18 protein-coding genes are annotated in these 21,389 nt (G+C 69.2%); 13 read left to right on the top strand and 5 right to left on the bottom strand.

The window, feature by feature from the left end:
* Nucleotides 1-9: 9 nt before the first annotated feature.
* Nucleotides 10-1,527 carry a site-specific integrase gene (locus JKG67_RS01365; protein ID WP_203335457.1) on the top strand — a complete coding sequence of 506 codons (1,518 nt, stop codon included), beginning with the start codon at nucleotides 10-12 and terminating at the stop codon, nucleotides 1,525-1,527.
* Nucleotides 1,528-1,598: 71 nt separating this feature from the next.
* Here the strand turns inward: JKG67_RS01365 and argS are convergent, their stop codons facing one another.
* The 3 genes from argS to JKG67_RS01350 all read right to left on the bottom strand — a co-directional run bounded on the left by argS (nucleotide 1,599) and on the right by JKG67_RS01350 (nucleotide 4,072).
* Complete coding sequence (argS, locus tag JKG67_RS01360; RefSeq protein WP_203335456.1) at nucleotides 1,599-3,329, bottom strand: arginine--tRNA ligase; 1,731 nt, start codon at nucleotides 3,327-3,329, stop codon at nucleotides 1,599-1,601.
* Nucleotides 3,330-3,532: 203 nt separating this feature from the next.
* Nucleotides 3,533-3,802 (bottom strand): type II toxin-antitoxin system RelE family toxin, encoded by a 270-nt coding sequence (locus JKG67_RS01355; RefSeq protein WP_203335455.1) that lies wholly within the window; start codon nucleotides 3,800-3,802, stop codon nucleotides 3,533-3,535.
* The gene (locus tag JKG67_RS01350) at nucleotides 3,803-4,072 is read right to left on the bottom strand and encodes a type II toxin-antitoxin system Phd/YefM family antitoxin (RefSeq protein WP_203335454.1); all 270 of its coding nucleotides are present in this window, start codon (nucleotides 4,070-4,072) and stop codon (nucleotides 3,803-3,805) included.
* A 182-nt stretch (nucleotides 4,073-4,254) separates the two neighbouring features.
* On the opposite strand from JKG67_RS01350, the gene JKG67_RS01345 reads away from it, so the two are divergent.
* The 3 genes from JKG67_RS01345 (at nucleotide 4,255) to JKG67_RS01335 (ending at nucleotide 7,585) form a co-directional block, all read left to right on the top strand.
* Nucleotides 4,255-5,301 (top strand): protein kinase family protein, encoded by a 1,047-nt coding sequence (locus tag JKG67_RS01345; protein ID WP_203335453.1) that lies wholly within the window; start codon nucleotides 4,255-4,257, stop codon nucleotides 5,299-5,301.
* 185 nt (nucleotides 5,302-5,486) lie between these two features.
* On the top strand, nucleotides 5,487-6,602 hold the full coding sequence (locus tag JKG67_RS01340) for a Fic family protein (protein ID WP_238997774.1): 1,116 nt from the start codon (nucleotides 5,487-5,489) through the stop codon (nucleotides 6,600-6,602).
* Nucleotides 6,603-6,640: 38 nt separating this feature from the next.
* A complete protein-coding gene (locus tag JKG67_RS01335) occupies nucleotides 6,641-7,585 on the top strand; it encodes a glycoside hydrolase family 25 domain-containing protein (RefSeq protein ID WP_203335451.1) in 945 nt (314 codons plus the stop codon).
* A gap of 3 nt (nucleotides 7,586-7,588) precedes the next feature.
* On the opposite strand, the gene JKG67_RS01330 is transcribed toward JKG67_RS01335, so the two are convergent.
* Nucleotides 7,589-8,128, bottom strand: coding sequence for a GrpB family protein (locus JKG67_RS01330; RefSeq protein ID WP_203335450.1), 540 nt, complete (start codon nucleotides 8,126-8,128; stop codon nucleotides 7,589-7,591).
* A gap of 70 nt (nucleotides 8,129-8,198) precedes the next feature.
* Here JKG67_RS01330 and JKG67_RS01325 point away from each other — a divergent pair, with 70 nt between their 5' ends.
* Nucleotides 8,199-8,972: an SDR family oxidoreductase gene (locus JKG67_RS01325; protein WP_203335449.1), complete on the top strand. Its 774-nt coding sequence runs from the start codon at nucleotides 8,199-8,201 to the stop codon at nucleotides 8,970-8,972.
* A 30-nt stretch (nucleotides 8,973-9,002) separates the two neighbouring features.
* Here the strand turns inward: JKG67_RS01325 and JKG67_RS01320 are convergent, their stop codons facing one another.
* A complete protein-coding gene (locus JKG67_RS01320; RefSeq protein WP_203335448.1) occupies nucleotides 9,003-9,542 on the bottom strand; it encodes a thermonuclease family protein in 540 nt (179 codons plus the stop codon).
* 67 nt (nucleotides 9,543-9,609) lie between these two features.
* Here JKG67_RS01320 and JKG67_RS01315 point away from each other — a divergent pair, with 67 nt between their 5' ends.
* The 8 genes from JKG67_RS01315 to JKG67_RS01280 all read left to right on the top strand — a co-directional run bounded on the left by JKG67_RS01315 (nucleotide 9,610) and on the right by JKG67_RS01280 (nucleotide 21,383).
* A complete protein-coding gene (locus JKG67_RS01315; RefSeq protein ID WP_203335447.1) occupies nucleotides 9,610-10,473 on the top strand; it encodes an alpha/beta fold hydrolase in 864 nt (287 codons plus the stop codon).
* 52 nt (nucleotides 10,474-10,525) lie between these two features.
* Nucleotides 10,526-11,233 carry a peptidylprolyl isomerase gene (locus tag JKG67_RS01310; protein WP_203335446.1) on the top strand — a complete coding sequence of 236 codons (708 nt, stop codon included), beginning with the start codon at nucleotides 10,526-10,528 and terminating at the stop codon, nucleotides 11,231-11,233.
* A complete protein-coding gene (gene pepN / locus JKG67_RS01305) occupies nucleotides 11,230-13,710 on the top strand; it encodes an aminopeptidase N (RefSeq protein WP_203335445.1) in 2,481 nt (826 codons plus the stop codon). Before JKG67_RS01310 ends, pepN begins: the two co-directional genes overlap by 4 nt.
* Before the next feature lie 23 nt (nucleotides 13,711-13,733).
* Nucleotides 13,734-14,276 carry a thioredoxin family protein gene (locus JKG67_RS01300; protein ID WP_203335444.1) on the top strand — a complete coding sequence of 181 codons (543 nt, stop codon included), beginning with the start codon at nucleotides 13,734-13,736 and terminating at the stop codon, nucleotides 14,274-14,276.
* Between the two features lie 69 nt (nucleotides 14,277-14,345).
* Complete coding sequence (locus JKG67_RS01295) at nucleotides 14,346-15,515, top strand: exonuclease SbcCD subunit D (RefSeq protein ID WP_203335443.1); 1,170 nt, start codon at nucleotides 14,346-14,348, stop codon at nucleotides 15,513-15,515.
* Entirely contained in the window at nucleotides 15,515-18,484 is a 2,970-nt protein-coding gene (locus JKG67_RS01290; RefSeq protein WP_203335442.1) for an AAA family ATPase, read from the top strand. Before JKG67_RS01295 ends, JKG67_RS01290 begins: the two co-directional genes overlap by 1 nt.
* Complete coding sequence (locus JKG67_RS01285; RefSeq protein ID WP_203335441.1) at nucleotides 18,481-19,992, top strand: TldD/PmbA family protein; 1,512 nt, start codon at nucleotides 18,481-18,483, stop codon at nucleotides 19,990-19,992. Before JKG67_RS01290 ends, JKG67_RS01285 begins: the two co-directional genes overlap by 4 nt.
* Nucleotides 19,992-21,383, top strand: a complete 1,392-nt coding sequence (locus JKG67_RS01280; protein ID WP_203335440.1) for a metallopeptidase TldD-related protein — start codon at nucleotides 19,992-19,994, stop codon at nucleotides 21,381-21,383. The genes JKG67_RS01285 and JKG67_RS01280 overlap by 1 nt, the downstream gene beginning before the upstream one ends.
* Nucleotides 21,384-21,389: the final 6 nt, after the last annotated feature.

Below are 21,389 nucleotides of genomic sequence, written 5' to 3'. Positions count from 1 at the left end.
GAAGTCGCGATGGATCCGAAGCCGATCGGCCTCTCCCCTCGCTCCACCGTGCGCGGCCGCCCGCGCACCACGAGCAACCGCGACGACCCCTGCGCGCGGTGCGGCCGGAACATCCCCCGACTCGCAGCCAGATGGCCAGAAGGCCGGCTCTGCAACATCTGCTACTGCGACGCCGTCCATACTCGCGGCACCTGCCCCGAATGCCTCCAAGACCGGCTGCTACCGGGCCCACCCAACGCCGACGGCCTTCCCATCTGCTCGACTTGCGCCGAGATCCCCTACGACTTCCACTGCGAGCGCTGCGACGTCGAAGCCGGACACCACCGCGGCAGGCTCTGCGCCCGCTGCGCCCTGCGCGACGACCTCCACGGGCTGCTCGGCGGTGAACCGAGCGCCCCTGCGCTGGTCGGCCTCGTCGACGCACTGTGTGCCTCGGACCGACCCGAGTCGGTCATCGTCTGGAAGCGCTCATCAAAGGTCCAGGAACTACTTCGCGGCCTCGGCGACGGCACCATCCCGGTATCGCACGAAGGTCTCGACTCCGTGCCCGGCAAGCAAGCCGAGCATCTGCGTGCACTGCTGCAGCACCACGACCTGCTCCCCCAGCGCGACGCCTACCTCCCCCGCTTCGAGCGATGGATCGACGCCAAGCTTGACGGACTCCCGGACGAAGTGCGCCAACCCGTTCAGCACTTCGCCACCTGGCACCACCTCCGGCAGATCCGCGCCAAGGCAGCCGCAGGCGCGGCCACGCGTGGCCCGGTCCACTCGGCCAAGCAGGAGATCACCGAGACGGTGAAGTTCCTCGTGTGGCTCCACGAGACCTACCAGCGCACGGCAACCACCTGCACGCAGCAAGATGTCGACGAGTGGCTGGCCACAGGACCGACCACGCGCAGCGCGATCAGGACATTCTTCGTGGTGGCGAAGAAGGCGCGCCTCAACACGACGGTCACCGTTCAGCACCGATTAGCCAAGAGCAGCCCATCCCTCAGCCAGGACCAGCGGCTCGCCTGGATCCACGAGCTCTTGACCGGCACCAGCGAGTCACTCCCCTACCGGGTCGCCGCGATGCTCCTGCTGCTCTACGCCCAGCCCCTGGTCAAAGTCGTCACCTTCCGGACCAGCATGGTCGACGACGGTGACACGGGCATGAGCATCACACTCGGCTCGCACCCGACCGACGTCCCGGAACCGTTCGCGTCCCTGCTGCGCGAACACCTCGCTGCGCGGCCGAACCTCCGCACGGGCGCCGGGCCCGACAGCCCGTGGCTCTTTCCCAGCACCCTGGCCGGCCGGCATCTGCACCCCAACACCGTGATGGACCGGCTCCGTGACCTGGGCGTCAACCTCCTCGGCGCCCGCAACCGTGCCATCGGTGAGCTCGTCCTCGAGTGCCCGCCCTCCCTCGTGGCAGAGGCGCTCGGTTACAGCACCCAGGTCGCCTTCCTACACGCCGACAAGGCCGCCGAGCCGTGGGCCCGGTACGCAGGTCGATCCATCGAATCATCAGGAAGCAGTATTTAAAGGATTGAAAGATCGTTAAACACGCCCACCCATTCGTTTGGGGCGGACCGGCGCAGTCGCGGCGTGTGCTGTCACATCGTTTCAGGAGACTCGATGCCGAGCAGGTCGAGTCCGGTGACCAGAGCGTGCATTGACAGGGCACACAACGCGAGCCGGGACGTCCGCAGCTGGGGCTCCGCCTTCAGGACTGGGCACTGCTCGTAAAACACCGAGAACGTCTGCGCCAGGTCGAAGAGGTAGGTGCACAACCGATGCGGCTCCAGTTCGCTGCCAACCTCGGACACCACCTCACCGAAGCTCAGCAGCTTCAGAGCGAGCGCCCGCTCACCGGGCTCTACGATCTTGACCTGCGCGATGACGTCGTCCGCTCCGGTCCCTGACCCGCGGAAGATCGAACGAATGCGTGCTGCGGCGTACTGCAGATAGCGACTGGTGTTGCCGTTGAGGGCGACCATCCGCTCCAGGTCGAAGACGTACTCACTGTCGTGGCCAACAGACAGGTCGGCGTACTTGACCGCACCGATGCCGACCTTGGGCGCCAGCGCTGCCCGGGTCGCCTCGTCGACCTCCGGCCGGTCCTGGTCGATCGCTGCGCGGGCTGTCGCCACGGCCTCATCAAGCAGAGCCATCAGCCGCAACGGGGCACCGGAGCGGGTCTTCAAGATCTTGCGGTCTTCCCCAAGGACGTTACCGATCTGGACATGGACCGGCGTGATGTCGGGCGGTAGCCAGCCGGCCTTGCGAGCGGTTTCCCACACCATGTTCAGGTGGAGTGATTGCGGCGCCCCGATCACGTAGATCAACCGCTCGGCGTGAAGTGTGCGCACTCGGTGACGCACCGCTGCCAGGTCGGTTGTTCCGTAGCCGTAGCCGCCATCAGACTTGCGGATGATGAGCGGCAACGGCTTGCCCTCGCGGCCGGTGTAACCCTCGAGGAAGACGCAGAGCGCACCATCGCTCATGGTCGCGATCCCTGAGGCCTCCAGTTCCTCGCAGACCCGGCCGAGGTCGTGGTTGTAGGTGGACTCACCTGCCAGATCCGCGTCGGTGAGGGTGATCCCAAGCCGGGAGTAGATCGCGTTGAAGTAGTGCTTGGACAGTTCGACCAGCTCGTCCCACAAGCGCAGGGTCTCGCTATCGCCAGCTTGAAGCGCCACAACCCGGGACCTGGATCGCGTGGCGAACGATGGATCTGTGTCGAACTTGACGCGTGCCGTCTGGTAGAACGCGTTCGGATCGGTCTCGACCGCGCGGGCTTCCTCGGAGCCTTCACCGACATCGAGGAGATGCTCGATCAGCATCCCGAAGGGCGTCCCCCAGTCTCCAATGTGGTTCTGGCGGATCACCGTGTGACCGAGATACTCCAACACGCGAGCAAGAGCGTCGCCCACGACGGTTGTCCGGAGATGGCCGACATGCATCTCCTTCGCGACGTTGGGCGCCGAGTAGTCGATGACGACTCGCTGCGGCTCCTCCTGAGGAACCCCGTGCCGCGCGTCGGTTGCGGCCGAACTCACCTGGCGCGCGATCCAGTCGTCGCTGAGCGTGAGATTTATGAAGCCTGGGCCACTGATCTCGACCTTCGCGCACACGTCATCGACCCTCAGGTGCTCGACGATCCGCTGCGCGACGTCCCTGGGCGCCATCCCGACTCGCTTCGCAAGCGGCAGCGCCGCATTGCTCTGCAGGTCGGCAAACTGACTCGGACGCAAGACGGGGTCAGCCCCACGCAGGTCGTCGCCGAACGCGTCAGCAATCGCGTCGGAGACCTTGGAGGTAAGAACGGCTGAGGGCGACCACATGGAGGAAGCGTAGAAGGGCGGATCCGCAAAGTTCGCCCGGGCTCAAACCTGCCTATACGTCGACTCTTGATACGCAGGCTGTCCACTACTCGTCGTATCGCATCAGATGAATCAACCACGCACATTCCTGTCCACTACCCCACCGCAGCGACGAACGTGCACACACACCGTTGAGGCCTCGACTTCAGGACGGCGAAGCGTCCTCATCGCCTGTAGACGTCGCTGCGTCGGTCTATGTGCACGATCTCCACCGTGCGGGCGTGATCAACGACGCCGTAGATCACCCGGTAATCACCTCGGCGAGCAGCGTGCAGGCCGGCGAGTTCGCCGCGGAGGGGTTTGCCTACCCGCTGTGGATTGTCAGCGAGAGACCCGAAGATGAACTCGGCGCAGGCCGTGGCGATCATCTCTGGCAACCGCTGCAGATCGCGTTCGGCTCGAGCCGTGACTCGGATCGAGTACCGCTCCGCCACTCAGGCGATCCCGTAGCGGGACTTGAGTGCGTCGTTGTCGGCGAAGCGGCCCGCGGCGGCGTCGGCGAGGCCCTCATTGACGGCTTCGGCAGCGCCAGGTGTTCCAAGGATCTCCAGGGTCTCCTCGAAGGCGGCGAGATCGTCGACGGAGATGAGGACCGCGGCCGGGCGACCGTGACGGGTGATTGTCACGCGTTGATGGGTGCGTTCGACCTCCGAGACATACTCGGAGAGCCGGTCGCGCGCGTCGCCTAGGGGTACAGCAGTCATGCCCATAGTGTAGCCAAAACATTGGGCAAAACGCGACCTCGCCCTTGCACCGATGGACATGCGCTCATCAGGGAGCACCTCTGATACGGCCGAACCGTCAGGTCGCCCTGAACGTCCCAAGACACGATCCACCCCGAGTGCTGCCTCGCGTCCAGTTCCTCCGTGACGGGCAGAATGGCGTGATGCTCAGCACCCGACGCGTCCGTCACAACCTCGTGTCAGCGTCGCTCGCCGGCCGCAGCGACGACGAGCTCGCCGCGTTCCTTGATGCTGGGCCCACCAGGGCTGTGGGCGTGGGCGGTGGCACCTCGGTGTTCGACATCGACGGCATCACAGTGTTTGCCAAACGGGTTCCGATCACCGACCGTGAACTGGCGCATCCGCACAGCACCGCGAACCTGTTTCACCTGCCGACCTCCTGCCAGTACGGCATGCACCGTCTCGCAGGGCCGGGCTTCGGCGCGTGGCGCGAGCTGGCCGCGAACATCAACATCACCGAGGGAGTTCTCAGCGGTGAGTCCGAGGCCTTCGCCCTGCTGCACCACTGGCGGGTGCTCCCGGGCCGCCCACCCGTCGCGTCCGAGCACCAGGACATCGAGGCGGTCGTCGCCCAGTTCGGTGGCGACCCGGCGGTCCGGACCCGCTTCGAGGAGTTGGCCGGCGCGAGTTCGAGCCTCGTGCTCTTCTTCGAGCCCCTCCCCGACCGACTGGTCGACCGGCTGAACGACCCGTTGGACAATGCCGAGACGTTCGAGCGGCAACTCTTCGAGGCTGTCGCGTTCCTGCGTCGCCGCGAGGTGCTGCATATGGACGGACACTTCGGCAACATGCGGGCCGACGACGATCAGATCTACCTCGTCGACTTCGGGCTGGCCACCTCGCCGCGGTTCGACCTGTCCGCCCCCGAGCGCGACTTCGTCACCCAGAACATCCACCACGATGCCGACTACGCGGCGATGCGTCTGGTGAACTGGCTGGTCACCACGGCGTGTGGTTTGCCAGCGCCAGCCAGCAGCGATCCTGCTGCACGCAACGCCTACGTGCGCCAGTGTGCGAGCGGGAACATCCCGCAGAATGTGCCAGCTGCGGTGGCGGGCATCCTCGCCCGGCACGCTCCCTCTGCGGCCGAAATGAACGACTTCTGCTGGCGCCTGGTCGATGGCGATGTTCACGCGCAGTATCCCGGGCCCCTAACCGGGGTGCGGCCAACCCCCGCATCTGCCCGATGAAGGACGATCCCCCGTCAGCCTCCTGCTGACACCGGAACGACCAACTGAGAACATCCGTACGCTATTCTCATTTATAGATGTTAACTGGCCATACGGAGAGAGGTGCTCTCATGGGGCCGAGAGTGGTGGTGCCCCCGCATCAGCAGCAGACGGTTGCCTGGCGACAGACACATCGAGGCGGCACCATGGCAGATCGGACGCTGCGCGAGATCGCGGTCTCGATTCCTCCGCACATCGAACCCCTCGACCCCACGGTTCCCAACGACCTGCTGGCGGAGTGCGATCACGCGGTGCGGACGATCGTGCGGCTCGACGAGACCAGTGGCGAGCCCCTGCTCCCCCTGGCGACCCTGTTGCTGCGCGCAGAGTCGGTCGCCTCATCCAAGATCGAGCACGAGAACGCCAGCATCGAGGACTTCGCCCGGGCCATGCATGGGGTCAGGTCGAACTCCTCAGCGACGGCCATGGTGGCGGCCGCCGGGGCGATCGACCGACTGCTGGCGGGTCCCCTCGACACCGCCCGGATCACCGGTGCCCACCGTCGCCTGATGGCCGATGACCCAATCGAGCAGCCGTACGCCGGTCGGTGGCGCGACATGCAGAACTGGATCGGCGGCTCCAACCACTCACCGCGCCATGCGCTGTACGTGCCGCCACCGCCGGGTCTGGTGCCGGGGCTCATGGACGACCTGGTGCGGTTCGCGACGCGCAGCGACCTGCCGGTGATCGTCCAGGCCTCCATCGCCCACGCTCAGTTCGAATCGATCCACCCCTTCACCGACGGAAACGGCCGGGTGGGCCGAGCCCTGGCGTCCGCCGTGATCCGCACCAGGGGCGTGGCGCGACACGTGGTCGTGCCGATCGCGTCCGCCCTCGTCGCCCGCCGCGAGGAGTACTTCGCCACCCTGAACCAGTATCGCGCCGGGGACGCAGGTCCGATCATCAGTGCGTTCGCCCGTTCGTCGATCGTGGCCTCCGAGGAAGCCGCTGTGACGGGTGCCCGACTCGCCGCCATGCCCGAGCAATGGCGCGAGATGGCTGGGCGGCCCCGTGCGGGAAGCTCCTCCGCGGCGCTCCTGGCCGCGTTGGCCACGACGCCGATCTTCATCGCCGAGGACATCGAATCACGTCTTCGGCTGTCAACGCCTGCGACCTATCGCGCCATCGATCGACTGGCAGGCGCGGGGGTGATCCGTCCGTTGACCACCCGGACCCGCAACCAGATCTGGGGCACCAGCGACCTGCTCGACGAACTCGAAGACCTCGGGGAACGTATCGCCGCCAGGTCCCTGACCTCCTGAGCCCGCCCAACGCGTGTCCATGCGCCACAATGGGACCAATGTCCCGAGTCCAGGCATTCAAGCTCACCGTCGCGGCAGCGATCGCTGCCTGCGTCGTCTCGGCCTGCACCGTGGACGCCGACGATCCGGAACTCCCCACCGGCTTCGCCGAGGCCCCCGGCGCAGCGGATGGGCTGGCGGATCCGATGTTCGAACTGGTGCAGGAGGCCGAGCGCCTCGCCCAGGAGCATCCCGGACGCGCGATCCCACCCCGGGAGGGCCTCGTGTACGGCGGTGACGTCAGCTGGCCCAACTGTCGCCCCGGCATCGGCATCCCCGAACGCGAGACCAAGGGCCTGCCGATGCCCACCGACGAGGCGGAGTTCGTGATCATCGGGCTCACCAACGGGCCCGGCTACTTCATGAACCCCTGCCTCGATGTCCAGGTGGCCTGGGCGAAACAGCACCAGATGATGACCTCGGTCTACAGCGTGATCAGTTTCCCCGACGACCTGCAACTCGCCAGGCACGGCGATGAGGGTCCGTTCGACCCGACCACCCCGCTCGGTCGACTCCGCAACGCCGGGCACGCCCAAGGCACGTTCAACATGAACTCCATGCGAGTGGTGGGCGTTCAGTCCCCCGCCATCTGGCTGGACATCGAGCCGGTCAAGGACTGGGAGTGGAGCGACGACACCGCTGCCAACGTGGCGGTCATCGAAGGAGCCATCCGCGCCTACACCGACGCCGGCTACCGCCTCGGCATCTACTCGGTGCCGTCACTGTGGCGGAACATCGCCGGCACCTGGTCCCCCGGCCTCCCCGAATGGCGCAGCGCCGGCCAGACCTCCCGTGAGCAGGCGCTCACCCGCTGCGACGGCGATCAGCACGCCTTCCAGGGAGGTGAGCCGATCCTCGCCCAATGGTGGGATGACGAACGAGACCACAATCTGACCTGCCCGGGCGTCGGCGCCCACCTCGGGCGCTGGTTCCACCAGTACTGAACCTCACCCCTGGGCGCGGTTGACCTCCGCGATGTGCCCCAACTCCGACTCCCCCACCCCGGCCCTCGCCAAGATCTTGGCCAGGATCGGCGTCTTGCCCTCGACGTAGTCCGGCAACTCGGTGACCGAGGCGGCCAGACGACGCTTCTCGGCGGCGTACTCGCGACGCAGCGCCGGGTCGCGGCGCAACGTCTCCCGGACCGCCAGATGATTGCGCACAGCAAGCGAATCGGCCAGGCAGATGTAGACATTGCGGCGGGGACTGTCCGGCTCGGCCATCGAGTGCCGTCCCGGGATGCCCAGATCCCCTCGGTGCGCGTAGCCCACCCGGGTCAATGCCAGGATCGCGGCCGACAGATCCGCCTGCGTCGCCACCAGCACATCGATGTCGATGATCGGCTTCGCCGGCAGATCCGGCACCGCCGTGCTGCCCACGTGCTCGATGGCGACCACCGGCACACCGGACAGCGCCTCGGTCAGGTCGGCGGCCACGGCAGCGAACACCTGTGCCCACCGCGGGTCGTGGTCAACCACCTCGATCATCGTCTCTCCTCCGAATCGGTCGAACGGACCGGCCACCCCCAGGCGCACCTGCTCGGCAATACTGCCTGACATGACACGCCCCGCCATCCTCATCACCGGAGCCGCCACCGGCATCGGCCGCGCCATCGCCGTGAAGTTCGCCAGTCAGGGGTACCTCGTCGGAGCCTACGACGTGGACACCACCGGCCTGGCCACTCTCGCCGCCGAGATCGACCACGTGGTCACCGGCGAGCTCGACGTGCGCGACCCCCAGGCATGGCAACGGGCACTCGAGGAGCTCACCCGCGCATCGGAGGGACGCCTCGACGTCCTGGTCAACAACGCCGGGATCCTGCGCAGCGGACCGTTCGCGGAGATCCCGCTCGAGGCCCAGCAGATGATCATCGACGTCAACGTCAACGGCGTCCTCACCGGCTGCCACACGGCGTACCCGTTCCTCAAGGCCACCCCCGGCGCCCAGGTGGTGAACCTCGCCTCCGCGAGCGCGATCTACGGCCAGCCCGAACTGGCGACCTACTCGGCCAGCAAGTTCGCGGTCCGCGGCCTCACTGAGGCACTCGACCTGGAGTGGGCCGCCGACGACATCACGGTCCGAGCCGTGTGGCCACTCTTCGTGGCCACCGCGATGACCGAGGGGATGGACATCGGGACCACCCGATCGCTGGGGATCCGGCTCACCGCAGAGGACGTCGCCGAGGAGGTGTACGACGTGGTGCAGCCGCACCGACTCCCCCAGCCCGTGCACCGAGCCGTGGGCCGGCAGGCCAAGCTGATGCTCGCCAGCGCCGGCTTCAGCCCACGGTGGCTGCTGCGCCGGATCAACAGCCGCCTCGCCGCTCACTGAGCTGGCGACGGGGCGCCCCGGCCGGCGCACTCAGGGGCAACTCCCCCACATCCCGACACCCGCGCGAGCAGCCTGCCGTTCCAGCTCCCGGTACTCCTGCTGGCGGGCGTGCGGCCTGGCGAACGTGAACTCCACGGCGTACCCGGCCTCGATCATCGCCGCCCCGAAGTCACGACCGTCCGGCATCGTGAGGAACGCCAACAACCGCTGGTAGCGGTCGTGTCGGTCCTGGCTCGGATCGGTGCTCAGCCCGATCGCATCTCCGGGCCGCAGCAACTCCCGGGCCTGGTCGGTCGCCTCCGGACCGGCACAGGCCACCTCCTCACCCGGATGCACCGACTCCGGCGCGTCGATCCCGATCAGCCGCACCCGCACCGGCAACCCCTGGACGTCGGCGACCACGGTGTCCCCGTCCACCACCCTGATCACGGTGGCGTCGTACTCCGCCTGCGTCTCCTGGACCTGCGTGACCTGGTCGGACAATGATGCGCGCCACCACGCCAGTGCCGCCACCAGCAACACGATCACCAGGACCGCAAGAAGCCGTCCGCCTCGCCCACGCCTCGCCACTCCCCCAGTCTGGCCCAACCCACCGACAGCTAGGTTGGTCGGGCATCGAGGAGACCAAGGAGGGTCCGTGCCAGAGACTCGGATGATCCCGGTCGGCGAGGTGAGCCTCTTCATCCGAGAGCTCGGCACCCCGCGCGACGGACAGGCCCCACTTCTGGTCGTGCATGGTGGCCCGGACTGGGACCACAGCTACCTGCTCCCCCCGATGCAGGAACTGGGCAGGCACCGGCAGGTGATCATGGTCGACCTGCGGGGCTGCGGGCGAAGCACCCGCGGATTGGGACCGCAGCGCTACCAGCCGGAGTTCGTCGTCGATGACCTGGTCGCCCTGATCACCTCGCTCGGCCACCGCCAGGTGGACCTGCTCGGCTTCTCCACCGGCGGCCAGATCGCGCAACTGCTGGCAGCCGCGCGCCCCGAGTTGCTCCGGTCGCTGATCCTCGCCTCGACCACGGCCTACCCCGATGCCCGGCAGCTCCTCGAGGACTGGCCCGACTACCAACAGCGGGCCGCGATGACTGTGCCGTCTCCCGGATGGGTCGCCCGGGAGACGGATCCGGACACTCTGGCCACCATCAACTGGGCGATCGACTCCGCACCCACCTCCGTGTGGAACCTGGACCTGCTGGACGACTATCTGGACCTACTCTCCCGAGTCCGGTTCACCGGCGAATGGATCGTCGGGTTCCGCGCCGGGCTGCTGCACCCATGGCGACCCGATGATCCCGAAGAGGTGCTGCGCTCGTTCCCCGGCCCCGTGCTGATCCTGCACGGGGCCCAGGACATGTGCTTCTCCGTCCAGGTGGCCAAGCGGCTCCACGCGGCGGTGCCGGCCACGCGGCTGCGCGTCATCGAGGAGGCCGGTCACATGACGCACCTCGACCAGCCCGAGGCGTGGGTCAGGAACGTCGCCGAGTTCCTCGCCCACTGACCCGGCATGGGGGTCACCTCCACCTCACCACCGCGGCACTACGATGCACCCCATGTCGCTTCGAGCCGCCGCCGTCCTGCCCGCCGCCCTGCTGTTGATCCTCACCGGATGCACCCAGGCCGACACCGACGAACCCGAGGCCACGGCCACCGACGACGTGGTCGAGACGTCGCCGCCCACCGAGCCCACCGAGCCCGCCGCCGACGCCACCTGCGTCTACACCGAATCCGGTCAAGCCGCCCGGGCCGCCACATTGCCGCCGGGTGAACCGACCGAGAGCGGTGACGTCGAGGTCGCGATCTCGACCAGCCTCGGCGACTTCACCCTCACACTCGATGCCGACGGCACCCCGTGCACCGTCAACTCCTTCCTCTCCTTGGCCGAGCAGGGCTTCTACGACGACACCCCGTGCCCGCGGATCACCACCTTCCCGACGTTCGGGATCCTGCAGTGCGGCGACCCGACCGGGACCGGCATGGGAGGACCCGGCTACCGGTACGCCGACGAGTTGGCCGGGACCGAGACGTACCCCGCCGGCACTCTGGCGATGGCCAACAGCGGTGCGGACACCAACGGCTCACAGTTCTTCTTCGTCTTCTCCGACACCCAGCTGTCCCCGGACTACACCGTCTTCGGCACCTTCGACACCGCGGGAGTCGACCTCATCCAGGAGGTCGCCGCAGAAGGTGACGACGGGTCGCACCCGGCTGGTGGCGGCGCACCGGCCACCCCCATCGACATCATCAGCATCTCCCGATGACGTCGCGGCCAAGCCTCACCCACACCGAGGCCCAGGCCCGCGCCGCCCAACTCGACGTCACGTCGTACGACGTCACCCTGGACCTGGCCGGCGATCCGGAGACCTTCCGCTCCGTCACCCGGATCACCTTCGCCAGCACCGGCGGCCCGACCTTCTGTGAGGTCGACCCGGTGCGGCTGCACGAGATGCGCTTCAACGACGCCGCCTTGTCCGAGGAAGCGCTGGTGAACGGCCGTATCCGGTTGGACACGCTCGCCGGGGACAACCACCTCACCGTCGATGCCACCATGCGGTTCCGCACCGACGGCGAGGGACTGCACCACCACACCGACCCGGCGGACGGACGTCGCTACGTCTACGGGATGTCGTTCATGGACGCCGCCCCCAGCGTCTTCGCCTGTTTCGACCAGCCCGACCTGAAGGCGCCGTACACCTTCCACGTCACCGCTCCGGTGGACTGGACAGTGATCGGCAACGCCGCCGGTGAGCAGGTGGAGCCTGGACGTTGGGAGTTCGAGGCCTCCGCGCCGCTGTCCACCTACTTCGTCACCCTGGTGGCCGGGCCCTACCACCTGATCTCCGATCACCACGACGGGATCCCGCTCGGGCTCAGTGCCCGGGCCAGCCTCGCCTCCGCCCTGGAGGCCGAGGCCGACGAACTGCTCACCCTCACCCGGCAGTGCTTCGACGAGTTCCATCGGCTGTTCGGGATCCGCTACCCGTTCGGGAAGTACCACCAGGCGTTCGTGCCCGACTTCAACGCGGGGGCGATGGAGAACCCGGGCTGTGTGACCTTCCGGGACCAGATGATCTACACCAGTGCCGTCACCCGCGGCACCCGGATCAAGCGAGCCACCACGGTCGCCCACGAGATGGCCCACCAGTGGTTCGGCAACCTCACCACGCCACGTTGGTGGGACGACCTGTGGCTGAACGAGTCCTTCGCCGAGTACCTCGGCAACCGGGTCACCGCCGACGTCACCGAGTACGGCGACGCCTGGACCCATCACGCCTGGGCGCGTCGACAGTGGGGCCTGGTCACCGATCAGCGTCCGACCACCCACCCGGTGGCCGGCAACGGGGCGACCGACGCGCGACTGGCACTGCAGGACTTCGACGGCATCTCCTACGTCAAGGGCTCCAGCATCCTCAAGCAGCTCAACACCCGGCTCGGCGACGACGTGTTCCTGGCCGGGGTGGTCGACCATTTCGAGCGAGCCACGTTCGGCAACGCCACCATGGCCGACCTGGTCGGCTGCTGGCAGCGGGCCGCGGACCGGGCCGGCACCCGTATCGACCTGGCCGCCTTCACTGACCACTGGCTCCGCCGGGCCGGCGCCGACACCCTCTCCGTCGACAGGGCCGGGCCGACGCTGCTGCGCAGCCAGCCCGACGGGCTCCCGGCGGACCGGGCGCACACCCTGAGGCTGGCCGTGGCCACTCCCCCGGCGACCCCGCCGGTCACGTGGGAGGTGCGTGAGGTCTCCACCGAGGGCGATCGGACGGCCCTGCTCGACATCCCCGCCGACGCCGCGGTGGTGGTGGACTGCTTCGAGGACACCTGGGCGGTGACTCTGCTGGACGACCGGACCCGCCGGACCCTGCCCACCCTGCTCGCCGGCACCACCGACCCGCGGGTGCGAGCCGGGATCTGGAACTCCGTACGCTCGGCCGCCCACAACGCCGCCGTGACGCCGGCGGAGCTCCGGGCGCTGCTGATCGCGGGCATTCCGCGGGAGGACGACGACGGCCTGGGCACGCTGGTCCCGTGGGCCTGCGAGGTGGTAGCCCCACTGCTGGACGACCGGCGCTCACTGTTCGACGACCTCGCCGGCGCCTGTGCCGCGCGGGTGGAGTCGGCGGCTCCGCGCTCGAGCACCCGGCTCGCCGCGTTCCAGGGTCAGATCCGGTGTACGACGGATCCGCTCGTGCTGCGCGGTTGGCTGCAGGGGTCGGTGCCCGAAGGGCTGATCCTCGACACCGACCTGCGGTGGCGGGTCCTGCACCGGCTCGCGGCCCTCGGGGACACCGACGTGACCGAGCTGACCGAGCATCTCGACGCCGAGCCGACCACGGTGGCCCGGATCGAGTTCGGTCGCTGCCGGGCAGCCCTCCCCGCGGCCGACGCCAAGGCCTGGGCCTGGAGTCACCTGACCGGGGAACGGACCGCAGCGAACCACCAGGTGACCGCGATCGGTGCCGGCTTCTGGAACGCCGATCAGTCCGAGTTCACCGACGCCTACCTGACCCGCTACTTCTCCGACGTACGCCGGCTGCACGAGCACTACGAGGGCTGGATGCTGCCCGACGTCGCCGCCGCCTTCTTCCCGCTGGGGCACCTCGACTCCGCCACGCTGGCGGCGACCGAGGAGCTCCTCGACGCCCACGTCCTGGAACCATCGGTGCAGCGACGGCTCACGGATCTGGCCGACGAACTGCGTCGGCGTCGCCGGCTCAGGCTGCTCGGTTCTCGCTGAGCCGCACTGCGTACGCTGGGCGGATGGCCGTGGAATCCGAAATGGTCCCCCTGGGCACTGCCCTCCCCCACTTCGCGCTGCCCGATCTCGAGGGCCGCACCGTCGACAGTTCCGAGTTCGCCGGGCAGACGCTGCTGGTCGCGTTCGTCTGCAACCACTGCCCGTACGTGAAGCACGTGGAGGCGGGGCTCGCCGCCGTGGTGGCGGACTCACCGGGCCTGGCCGTGGTGGCCATCTGCGCCAACGACACCGACGCCTACCCCGACGACGACCTGCCGGGCATGCGCGACCAGGCCACCCGAGCCGGCTGGGACTTCCCGTACCTGCTCGACCGCTCCCAGCAGGTGGCGCGAGCGTTCGGTGCCGCCTGCACGCCGGACTTCTTCCTGTACGACGCCGCGGGTTCCTTGGCGTACCGCGGGGCGATGGATGCGTCCACCCCCGGCAACGGTCTGCCGGTCACCGGCGAGGAACTGCGGTCCGCGATCACTCGCGTGCTGGCCGGGCAGCCGGTGCCGGAGCCTCATCGACCCAGCATGGGTTGCTCGCTCAAATGGCGGCCCTAACACCCCATCTCGGCCCCCTGCGGCGTGGCACGAACCCAACTGTCGGAGGTCCCCTCTAGGTTCGATGTCGTGAGGATCCTGCACACCTCCGACTGGCATCTGGGCCGCTCCTTCCACCGGGAAGGACTGCTCGGTCATCAGGCTGCCTTCGTCGACCATCTGATCGAGGTCGTCGACTCCGAGTCCGTTGATCTGGTGGTGGTCTCCGGCGACATCTACGACCGCGCGCTGCCGCCGGTCGACGCCGTCCACCTGGCCAATGAGGCACTCGCCCGGCTGGCGGCCAGCCGGGCGAAGGTGGTGGTCACCTCGGGCAACCATGACTCGGCGCAGCGGCTCGGATTCGGGGCCGACCTCATCGACCGGGCCGGGGTACACCTGCGCACCCGGGCGGCGTCGGTGGGCACGCCGGTGCTGCTGGGCGATGAGCACGGCGAGGTCGCCGTGCACGGCCTGCCCTACCTGGATCCCGAGGCCGTGCACCGTGCCTGGGAGCTGCCCGAACGCTCCCACCAGGCGGCCCTGGAGGAGGCGATGCGGCGGGTTCGCGCCGACCTCGCCTCCCGCCCCGGAGCCAGGTCGGTGGTGCTCGCGCATGCGTTCGTCGGGGGTGCCGCCGCGCCGGTGCCGTCGGACTCCGAGCGCGACATCAGTGTCGGTGGGGTCAGCCTGGTCCCCACGTCGGTGTTCGACGGGGTCGACTACACCGCGCTCGGACACCTGCACGGCGCGCACGTGCTGACCGAGACGGTTCGCTACTCCGGGTCGCCGCTGGCCTACTCGTTCTCCGAGGCCGGCCACACCAAGGGCTCCTGGCTCGTCGACCTGGGCGCCGAGGGGGTGGCGGCGACCGAGTTCGTGGAGGCGCCGGTGCCACGCCGGCTGGCCCGCCTCTCCGGGACCCTCGAGGCACTGCTCGCCGACCCGGCGTACACCGCCGACGAGGGTGCCTGGGTCCAGGCCACGCTCACCGACGACATCCGTCCCGCGGAGGCGATGGAACGACTCCGTCGCCGGTTCCCACATGCGCTGGTGCTCACGTTCGCTCCACACTCCGGGCCCGGCACGGCTCCAATGACGGCACCGGTGACGGGCCGCAGCGACCACGAGGTGGCGCTCGCCTTCGTGGAGGCCGTGCGTGGCGCCCCCGCAGATGCCGCCGAGTCGGCGCTGCTGCGCGACGCCGTGGAGGCGTGCTGTGAGGACCGCGACCTGGACCCGGCCGAGGTGGTGGCCTGATGCGGCTCCATCGCCTCGAGATCACCGCCTTCGGACCCTTCGCGGACACGGTCGAGGTCGACTTCGACGAGTTGAGCGACGCCGGGTTGTTCCTGCTCAGCGGTCCGACCGGCGCCGGGAAGACGAGCGTCCTGGACGCCGTCTGCTTCGCGCTCTACGGAGATGTGCCCGGCGACCGCGGTGCCGCCAGGAGCCTGCGCTGCCAGCTGGCGCCGATCGGGCGTGCCCCGCGAGTCGAACTGGACCTGAGCATCGGGGATCGGCGGTTCACCTTCACCCGCTCCCCCGCCTGGGACCGTCCCAAGAAGCGCGGCACCGGCACCACCACCGAGCACGCCAAGGCCGTGGTGCACGAACTGGTGGCGGGCGAGCAGGTCCACCTGACCTCGCGGCTCGACGAGGCCGGCCACCTGATCACCGAACTGCTCGGCATGACCCGGACCCAGTTCACCCAGGTGGCGCTGTTGCCGCAGGGCCGCTTCCAGGACTTCCTCAGCTCCGGGCCGGACGAGCGACAGGCGTTGCTGGCCACCCTGTTCCGCACCCGACGGTTCGAACGGGTCGAGGGCTGGCTCCGCGACCACCGCACCACGTTACGGAGGGAGGCGGACCTGGCCCGGCAGCGGATCCAGAACCTGGTCGCCCGAGTCTCCGAGACGATGGCTGAGCCGCCCGTGGAGGTCGAGAGCGCCGACGAGGTGCGCGACTGGCTCGCCGCACTGGAGGAGGCGGCGGCCACCACCACCGCGCGCGTCGGCGAGGAGGCCGGACGTGCTCACGCGGTCCTCACTGAGGCGCGGTCCGAGCTGGCGACCGCTCGTGAGCTCAGCGAGCGACAACTGCGGCACGCTACGGCGCTGCGCGACCTGGCCGACCTCGAGGCGGCCGCCGACCAGATCGATCAGGTGCGTGAGCGCCTCCTCGAGGCCGAACGGGCGCAGCCGGTGGCTGCCTCGCTCCGGCTTCTCGACCGGACGTCCGCCCGCGAGCAGCACGATCGATCGGCCCTGACCACGGCGGCGGTCGAGGCGGGGCTCTGCGCAACCGCGGTCACCGACGAGATCGACGAGGCAGCAGCCGCCGCCGTGGCGCGCGTGAACGCGTTGCACGGCCTCCTCCCCGTCAGCGAGCGTCGCGATCAGGATCTGGCCACCCTCGCTTCCGTGGACGCTGACCTGGAGCGGACCAGCACTGCGCTGGCCGCCGCGGAGGCCACGCTGGCCACCCTTCCGGATCAGGTCGCGTCGGCCCGCGCCGAGGTCGCGGCAGCCCAGCACGCCACGGCCCAACTGGCGACCCTGACCACGGAGCGCGACAGACTGCAGACACGCCTGTCCGCGCAGGCCGAACTGGTCGAGTTGCGCCAGCGGCACGCTGAGCTGACGGCCGTCCTCGACGAGGCGAGCATCGCCCACGACCGGCTGCGCGAGGAATGGGAGGCCCTGCGCGTCCGGCGGCTGGCCACCGCGGCCACCGAGCTGGCCGGTCACCTGGTCGTCGGCGGCGCCTGCCCGGTCTGCGGCTCCTGCGAACACCCCCAGCCGGCGGCCGACGTCGCAGACACCGACGCCGGCGACGAGAAAGCGCTACGGCGCCGGATCGACGATGCCGAGCTCACCCGCACGGCGGCACGGGACACCCTGGCCGCCCATGAGCACGCGATCTCGGTCGCGGCCAGCACGGCCGGTGAGGAGCCCCACGACCAGGTCGCCCGGGCCTACGACGACCTCGTCGCCCAGCTGGCCGACGCCACCGCACTGGCCGCCGACGCCACCCCCAGGCTCGAACGACTCCACCACGCCTTGGAGCAGGCGACCACCCTGCAGGCCGAGGTCGGCAGCCTCCACGCCGACCTGGCCCGCCTCACCGAGGACCGGACTGCCCTCACCCGGCGAGTCGCTGAGGCCACCGCTCAGATCGTCGCTCTGTTGGGTACCGACGGCGACCCGGCCGATGAGCTGGCCCAGGCAACGGCGGCCGCCGACCTGCTGCAGCGGGCTCTCACTGCCGCCCGAGGCTGGGACCGCTCGGTGCAGGACCTCGACGCGGCCCGAGGCGATGTCGATGACGCCGTGACCGCCTCGGGCTTCACCGACGTCGCAGCGGCGCGGGCCGCCCTGCTCCCCGACGAGACCCGGGCAGCCTGGCTGGCACAGGTCCGCGAGCACGACCGCCGGCTCGCCGCGGTCACCTCGGTCGTGGACGATCCCGCCCTGCTCACGGCGGCAGCACAACCGGCCCCCGACCTGACGGCCCATGACGAGGCCGTCGCCCTGGCCGAAGCAGATCATGCCGCCGCCGACGCGGCCCGGCGGACCGCCGAGGACCGGTCCCGCCGGCTGACTGAACTGGCCGCGGAACTCGCCGACGAACTCCGGAGGTGGGAGCCCCTGCTGGCGCAGTGGGCGGTCAGCCAGAGGGTCGCTGCACTGGCGGAGGGCAAGGGAGCCGACAACACCTGGCAGATGCGCCTGTCGGCCTACGTGCTGGCCTGGCGCCTGGGCCAGGTCGTGGACGCAGCCAACCTCAGGCTGCGGCGCATGTCCGACGGACGCTACTCGCTCCAGCACAGTACGACGCGCGGTGCCCGGGAGTCCCGCGGTGGCCTGTCGCTGCGAGTGGTCGACGAGTGGTCCGGCCTCTCCCGGGAGCCGATGACACTCTCGGGTGGCGAACTGTTCGTGGTCTCCCTGGCCCTGGCGCTGGGACTCACCGACGTGGTCAGCCACGAGACCGGCGGGGTCGAGATCGGCACCCTCTTCGTCGATGAGGGCTTCGGTTCCCTGGACGCGGACACGTTGGACGACGTGATGGACACCCTGGACACCCTGCGCGACGGTGGCCGGGTGGTCGGCGTGGTCAGCCACGTGGCGGAGATGCGGGACCGGATCCCCACCCAGGTGCAGATCAGCAAAGGCCGGAGCGGCTCGACGTTGGCTTGTGTCCGTGGGCTAGGTTCGCCCCTGTGACCGTTGACCCCTCGTTCACCACTCTCGGATACCGCAGGTTGGGCGACATCGCGCTACAGCGCGCCGCCGACCTCGGTGTCTCCCACGCCGACTTCCGTTTCGAACGGATCCGCACCCAGAACCTCGCGGTCCGCGACGGTGCCCTCACCGGCGCCGCCGATGCCGAGGAGCTCGGTTTCGCCGTGCGCGTCGTGCATCGCGGAGCCTGGGGCTTCGCCTCCAGTCCGGTGCTCACCGAGGCCGAAGCGGCCCGAGTCGCCGAGGCGGCGGTGGCCGTGGCCGAGGTGGCCGCCCGGATGACCACCACTCCGGTCGAGTTGGCGCCCGAGCCCGTCCACGACGACGTGTCCTGGGTGTCGGCGTACCAGGTGAACCCCCTGGACGTACCGATGGCCGAGAAGGTCGCCCTGCTCATCGACTGGACCCACCGGCTGAGCGCGCACCCCGTGGTCCAGCACGCCACCGCCGACCTGATGCAGGTCCAGGAGAACAAGTACTACGCCGACCTCGCGGGCACCCGCACCACCCAGCAACGGATCCGGCTCCAACCGCGCTTCGAGGCGATGGGCACAAACTCCGACACCGGAGCCTTCGACTCGATGCGCTCGGTGGCTCCGCCGGTGGGCCGCGGTTGGGAGTATCTGACCGGGACCGGCTGGGACTTCGATCGCGAGCTCGCCGAGGTGCCCGACCTGCTGGCGGAGAAGCTGCAGGCGCCGAGTGTGGACGCGGGCCACTACGACCTCGTCATCCACCCGTCCAACCTGTGGCTCACCATCCACGAGTCGATCGGCCACGCCACCGAACTGGACCGGGCACTGGGCTATGAGGCGAACTATGCGGGCACCTCGTTCGCCACCTACGACAACCTCGGGTCACTGCGCTACGGGTCGGAGGTGATGAACGTGACCGGCGACCGCACGATCGACCACGGCCTGGCCACCATCGGCTACGACGACGAGGGCGTGCAGACCCAGGAGTGGGACATCGTCACCGACGGCGTGCTGGTGGGCTATCAGCTGGACCGGCCGATGGCGGCGATGAAGCCGGAACTCAATGGAGGTCGTTCCAACGGGTGTGCGTACGCCGATTCACCCGGACACGTGCCGATCCAGCGGATGGCCAACGTCTCCCTGAAGGCCGACCCCGACGGCCCGGACACCTCGGGACTGATCTCCCAGGTGGAGCGAGGCATCTACATCGTCGGCGACCGGTCCTGGTCCATCGACATGCAGCGCTACAACTTCCAGTTCACCGGCCAACGCTTCTATGCGATCCGGGACGGCGAACTCGACGGGCAGTTGCGCGATGTCGCCTACCAGGCCACCACCACGGACTTCTGGGGATCCATGGAGGCCGTCGGCGGACCGCAGACGTGGGAGTTGGGCGGCGCGTTCAACTGCGGCAAGGCGCAACCTGGCCAGGTGGCTGCGGTCAGCCACGGCTGTCCCAGCGCCCTGTTCCGCCAGGTCCGTGTCCTCAACACTGCCGACGAGGGAGGCCAGTGATGACCACGACGCCGACGCCGCAGCAACTCGTCGAGCACGTGCTGGCCACCAGCACCAGTCACCATTCGGTCGCCATCGCCCAGAGCAGCACCAGCGCCAACCTGCGCTGGGCCAACAACACCCTGACCACCAACGGCGAGATGCGCGCCCAGGTCCTGACCGTGATCGCCTTCGCGGTCGAGGCAGCCGGTGTCCGGGTCGGATCGGTGACCGGGACCGCGACCTCCCTGGCCCAGGCCACCGCACTGACGGAGGCAGCCGACGCGGCGGCACGATCGGCCGAGTTCGCCGAGGATGCGGCCGAACTGGTGGCCGGCGTTGCCGCGGCCGACTGGGCGCTGCCCCCCGAGGAGACCGGGATCGGGGTCTACGCCGACATCGCCGTAGGCCTGGGCGAGTCCTTCGGCCAGGCCCGAGCCGGTGGCCGGGTCCTCTACGGCTTCATCGACCACGAGGTCACCACCAGCTACCTCGGCTCCAGTGCCGGGCTGCGGCTGCGTCACGTGCAGCCGACCGGCCACTGGGGATGCACCGCCAAGACCTCCGATCTGGCCAGCAGCGCATGGTTGGGCGGCTCGGGACGCGACTTCTCCGCCCTCGACGCCGCCGGCCTCGACCAGACCCTCGCTCGTCGCCTCGGCTGGGCCGCGCGCACCGTGGCACTGCCGGCCGGCCGCTACGACACCGTGCTGCCCCCGTCATCGGTGGCCGACCTCCTCATCTACGCCTACTGGAACAGTGCCGCCCGGGTGGCCCACGAGGGACAGTCGGTCTACAGCCGACGTGGCGGCGGCACCCGCATCTCCGAACGGATCGTCAGTCCGCAGGTGCAGGTCTTCTCCGACCCGGCGTACCCCGGGCTCCAGGCAGCGCCGTTCGTGATCGCACCCTCGTCCTCGGTGACGGGTTCGGTGTTCGACAACGGTCTGCCGTTGGCCCGCACCGACTGGATCCGCGACGGCGTCCTGTCCGCGCTGATGCAGACCAGGCACACCTCGGCGCTGACCGGACAGCCGACCACACCCGGCATCGACAATCTCGTGCTCGAGGTCGACGGCGGCTCCGGCAGCGTCGACGACCTGGTGGCCGACGTCGAGCGCGGCCTGCTGGTGACGAGTCTGTGGTACATCCGGGAAGTCGACCCGCAGTCGCTGCTGCTCACCGGGCTGACCCGCGACGGCGTCTATCTCGTCGAGAACGGGGAGGTCACCGGCGCGGTGAACAACTTCCGGTTCAACGAGAGCCCGATCGACCTGCTGCAGCGCTTCAGCGCCGCCGGCACCACCGCACCCAGTTTCAGCCGCGAGTGGGGCGACTACTTCCCCCGCACCGCGACCCCGGCACTGCGGGTGCCGGACTTCAACATGTCGAGTGTCTCGCAGGCACAGTGAGGCAGC

The organism is Nocardioides limicola (assembly GCF_016827675.1).
GTDB lineage: Bacteria > Actinomycetota > Actinomycetes > Propionibacteriales > Nocardioidaceae > Nocardioides > Nocardioides limicola.
The sequence above is the reverse complement of the archived record's forward strand: the minus strand, read 5'-3'. Positions and strand labels throughout refer to the sequence as shown.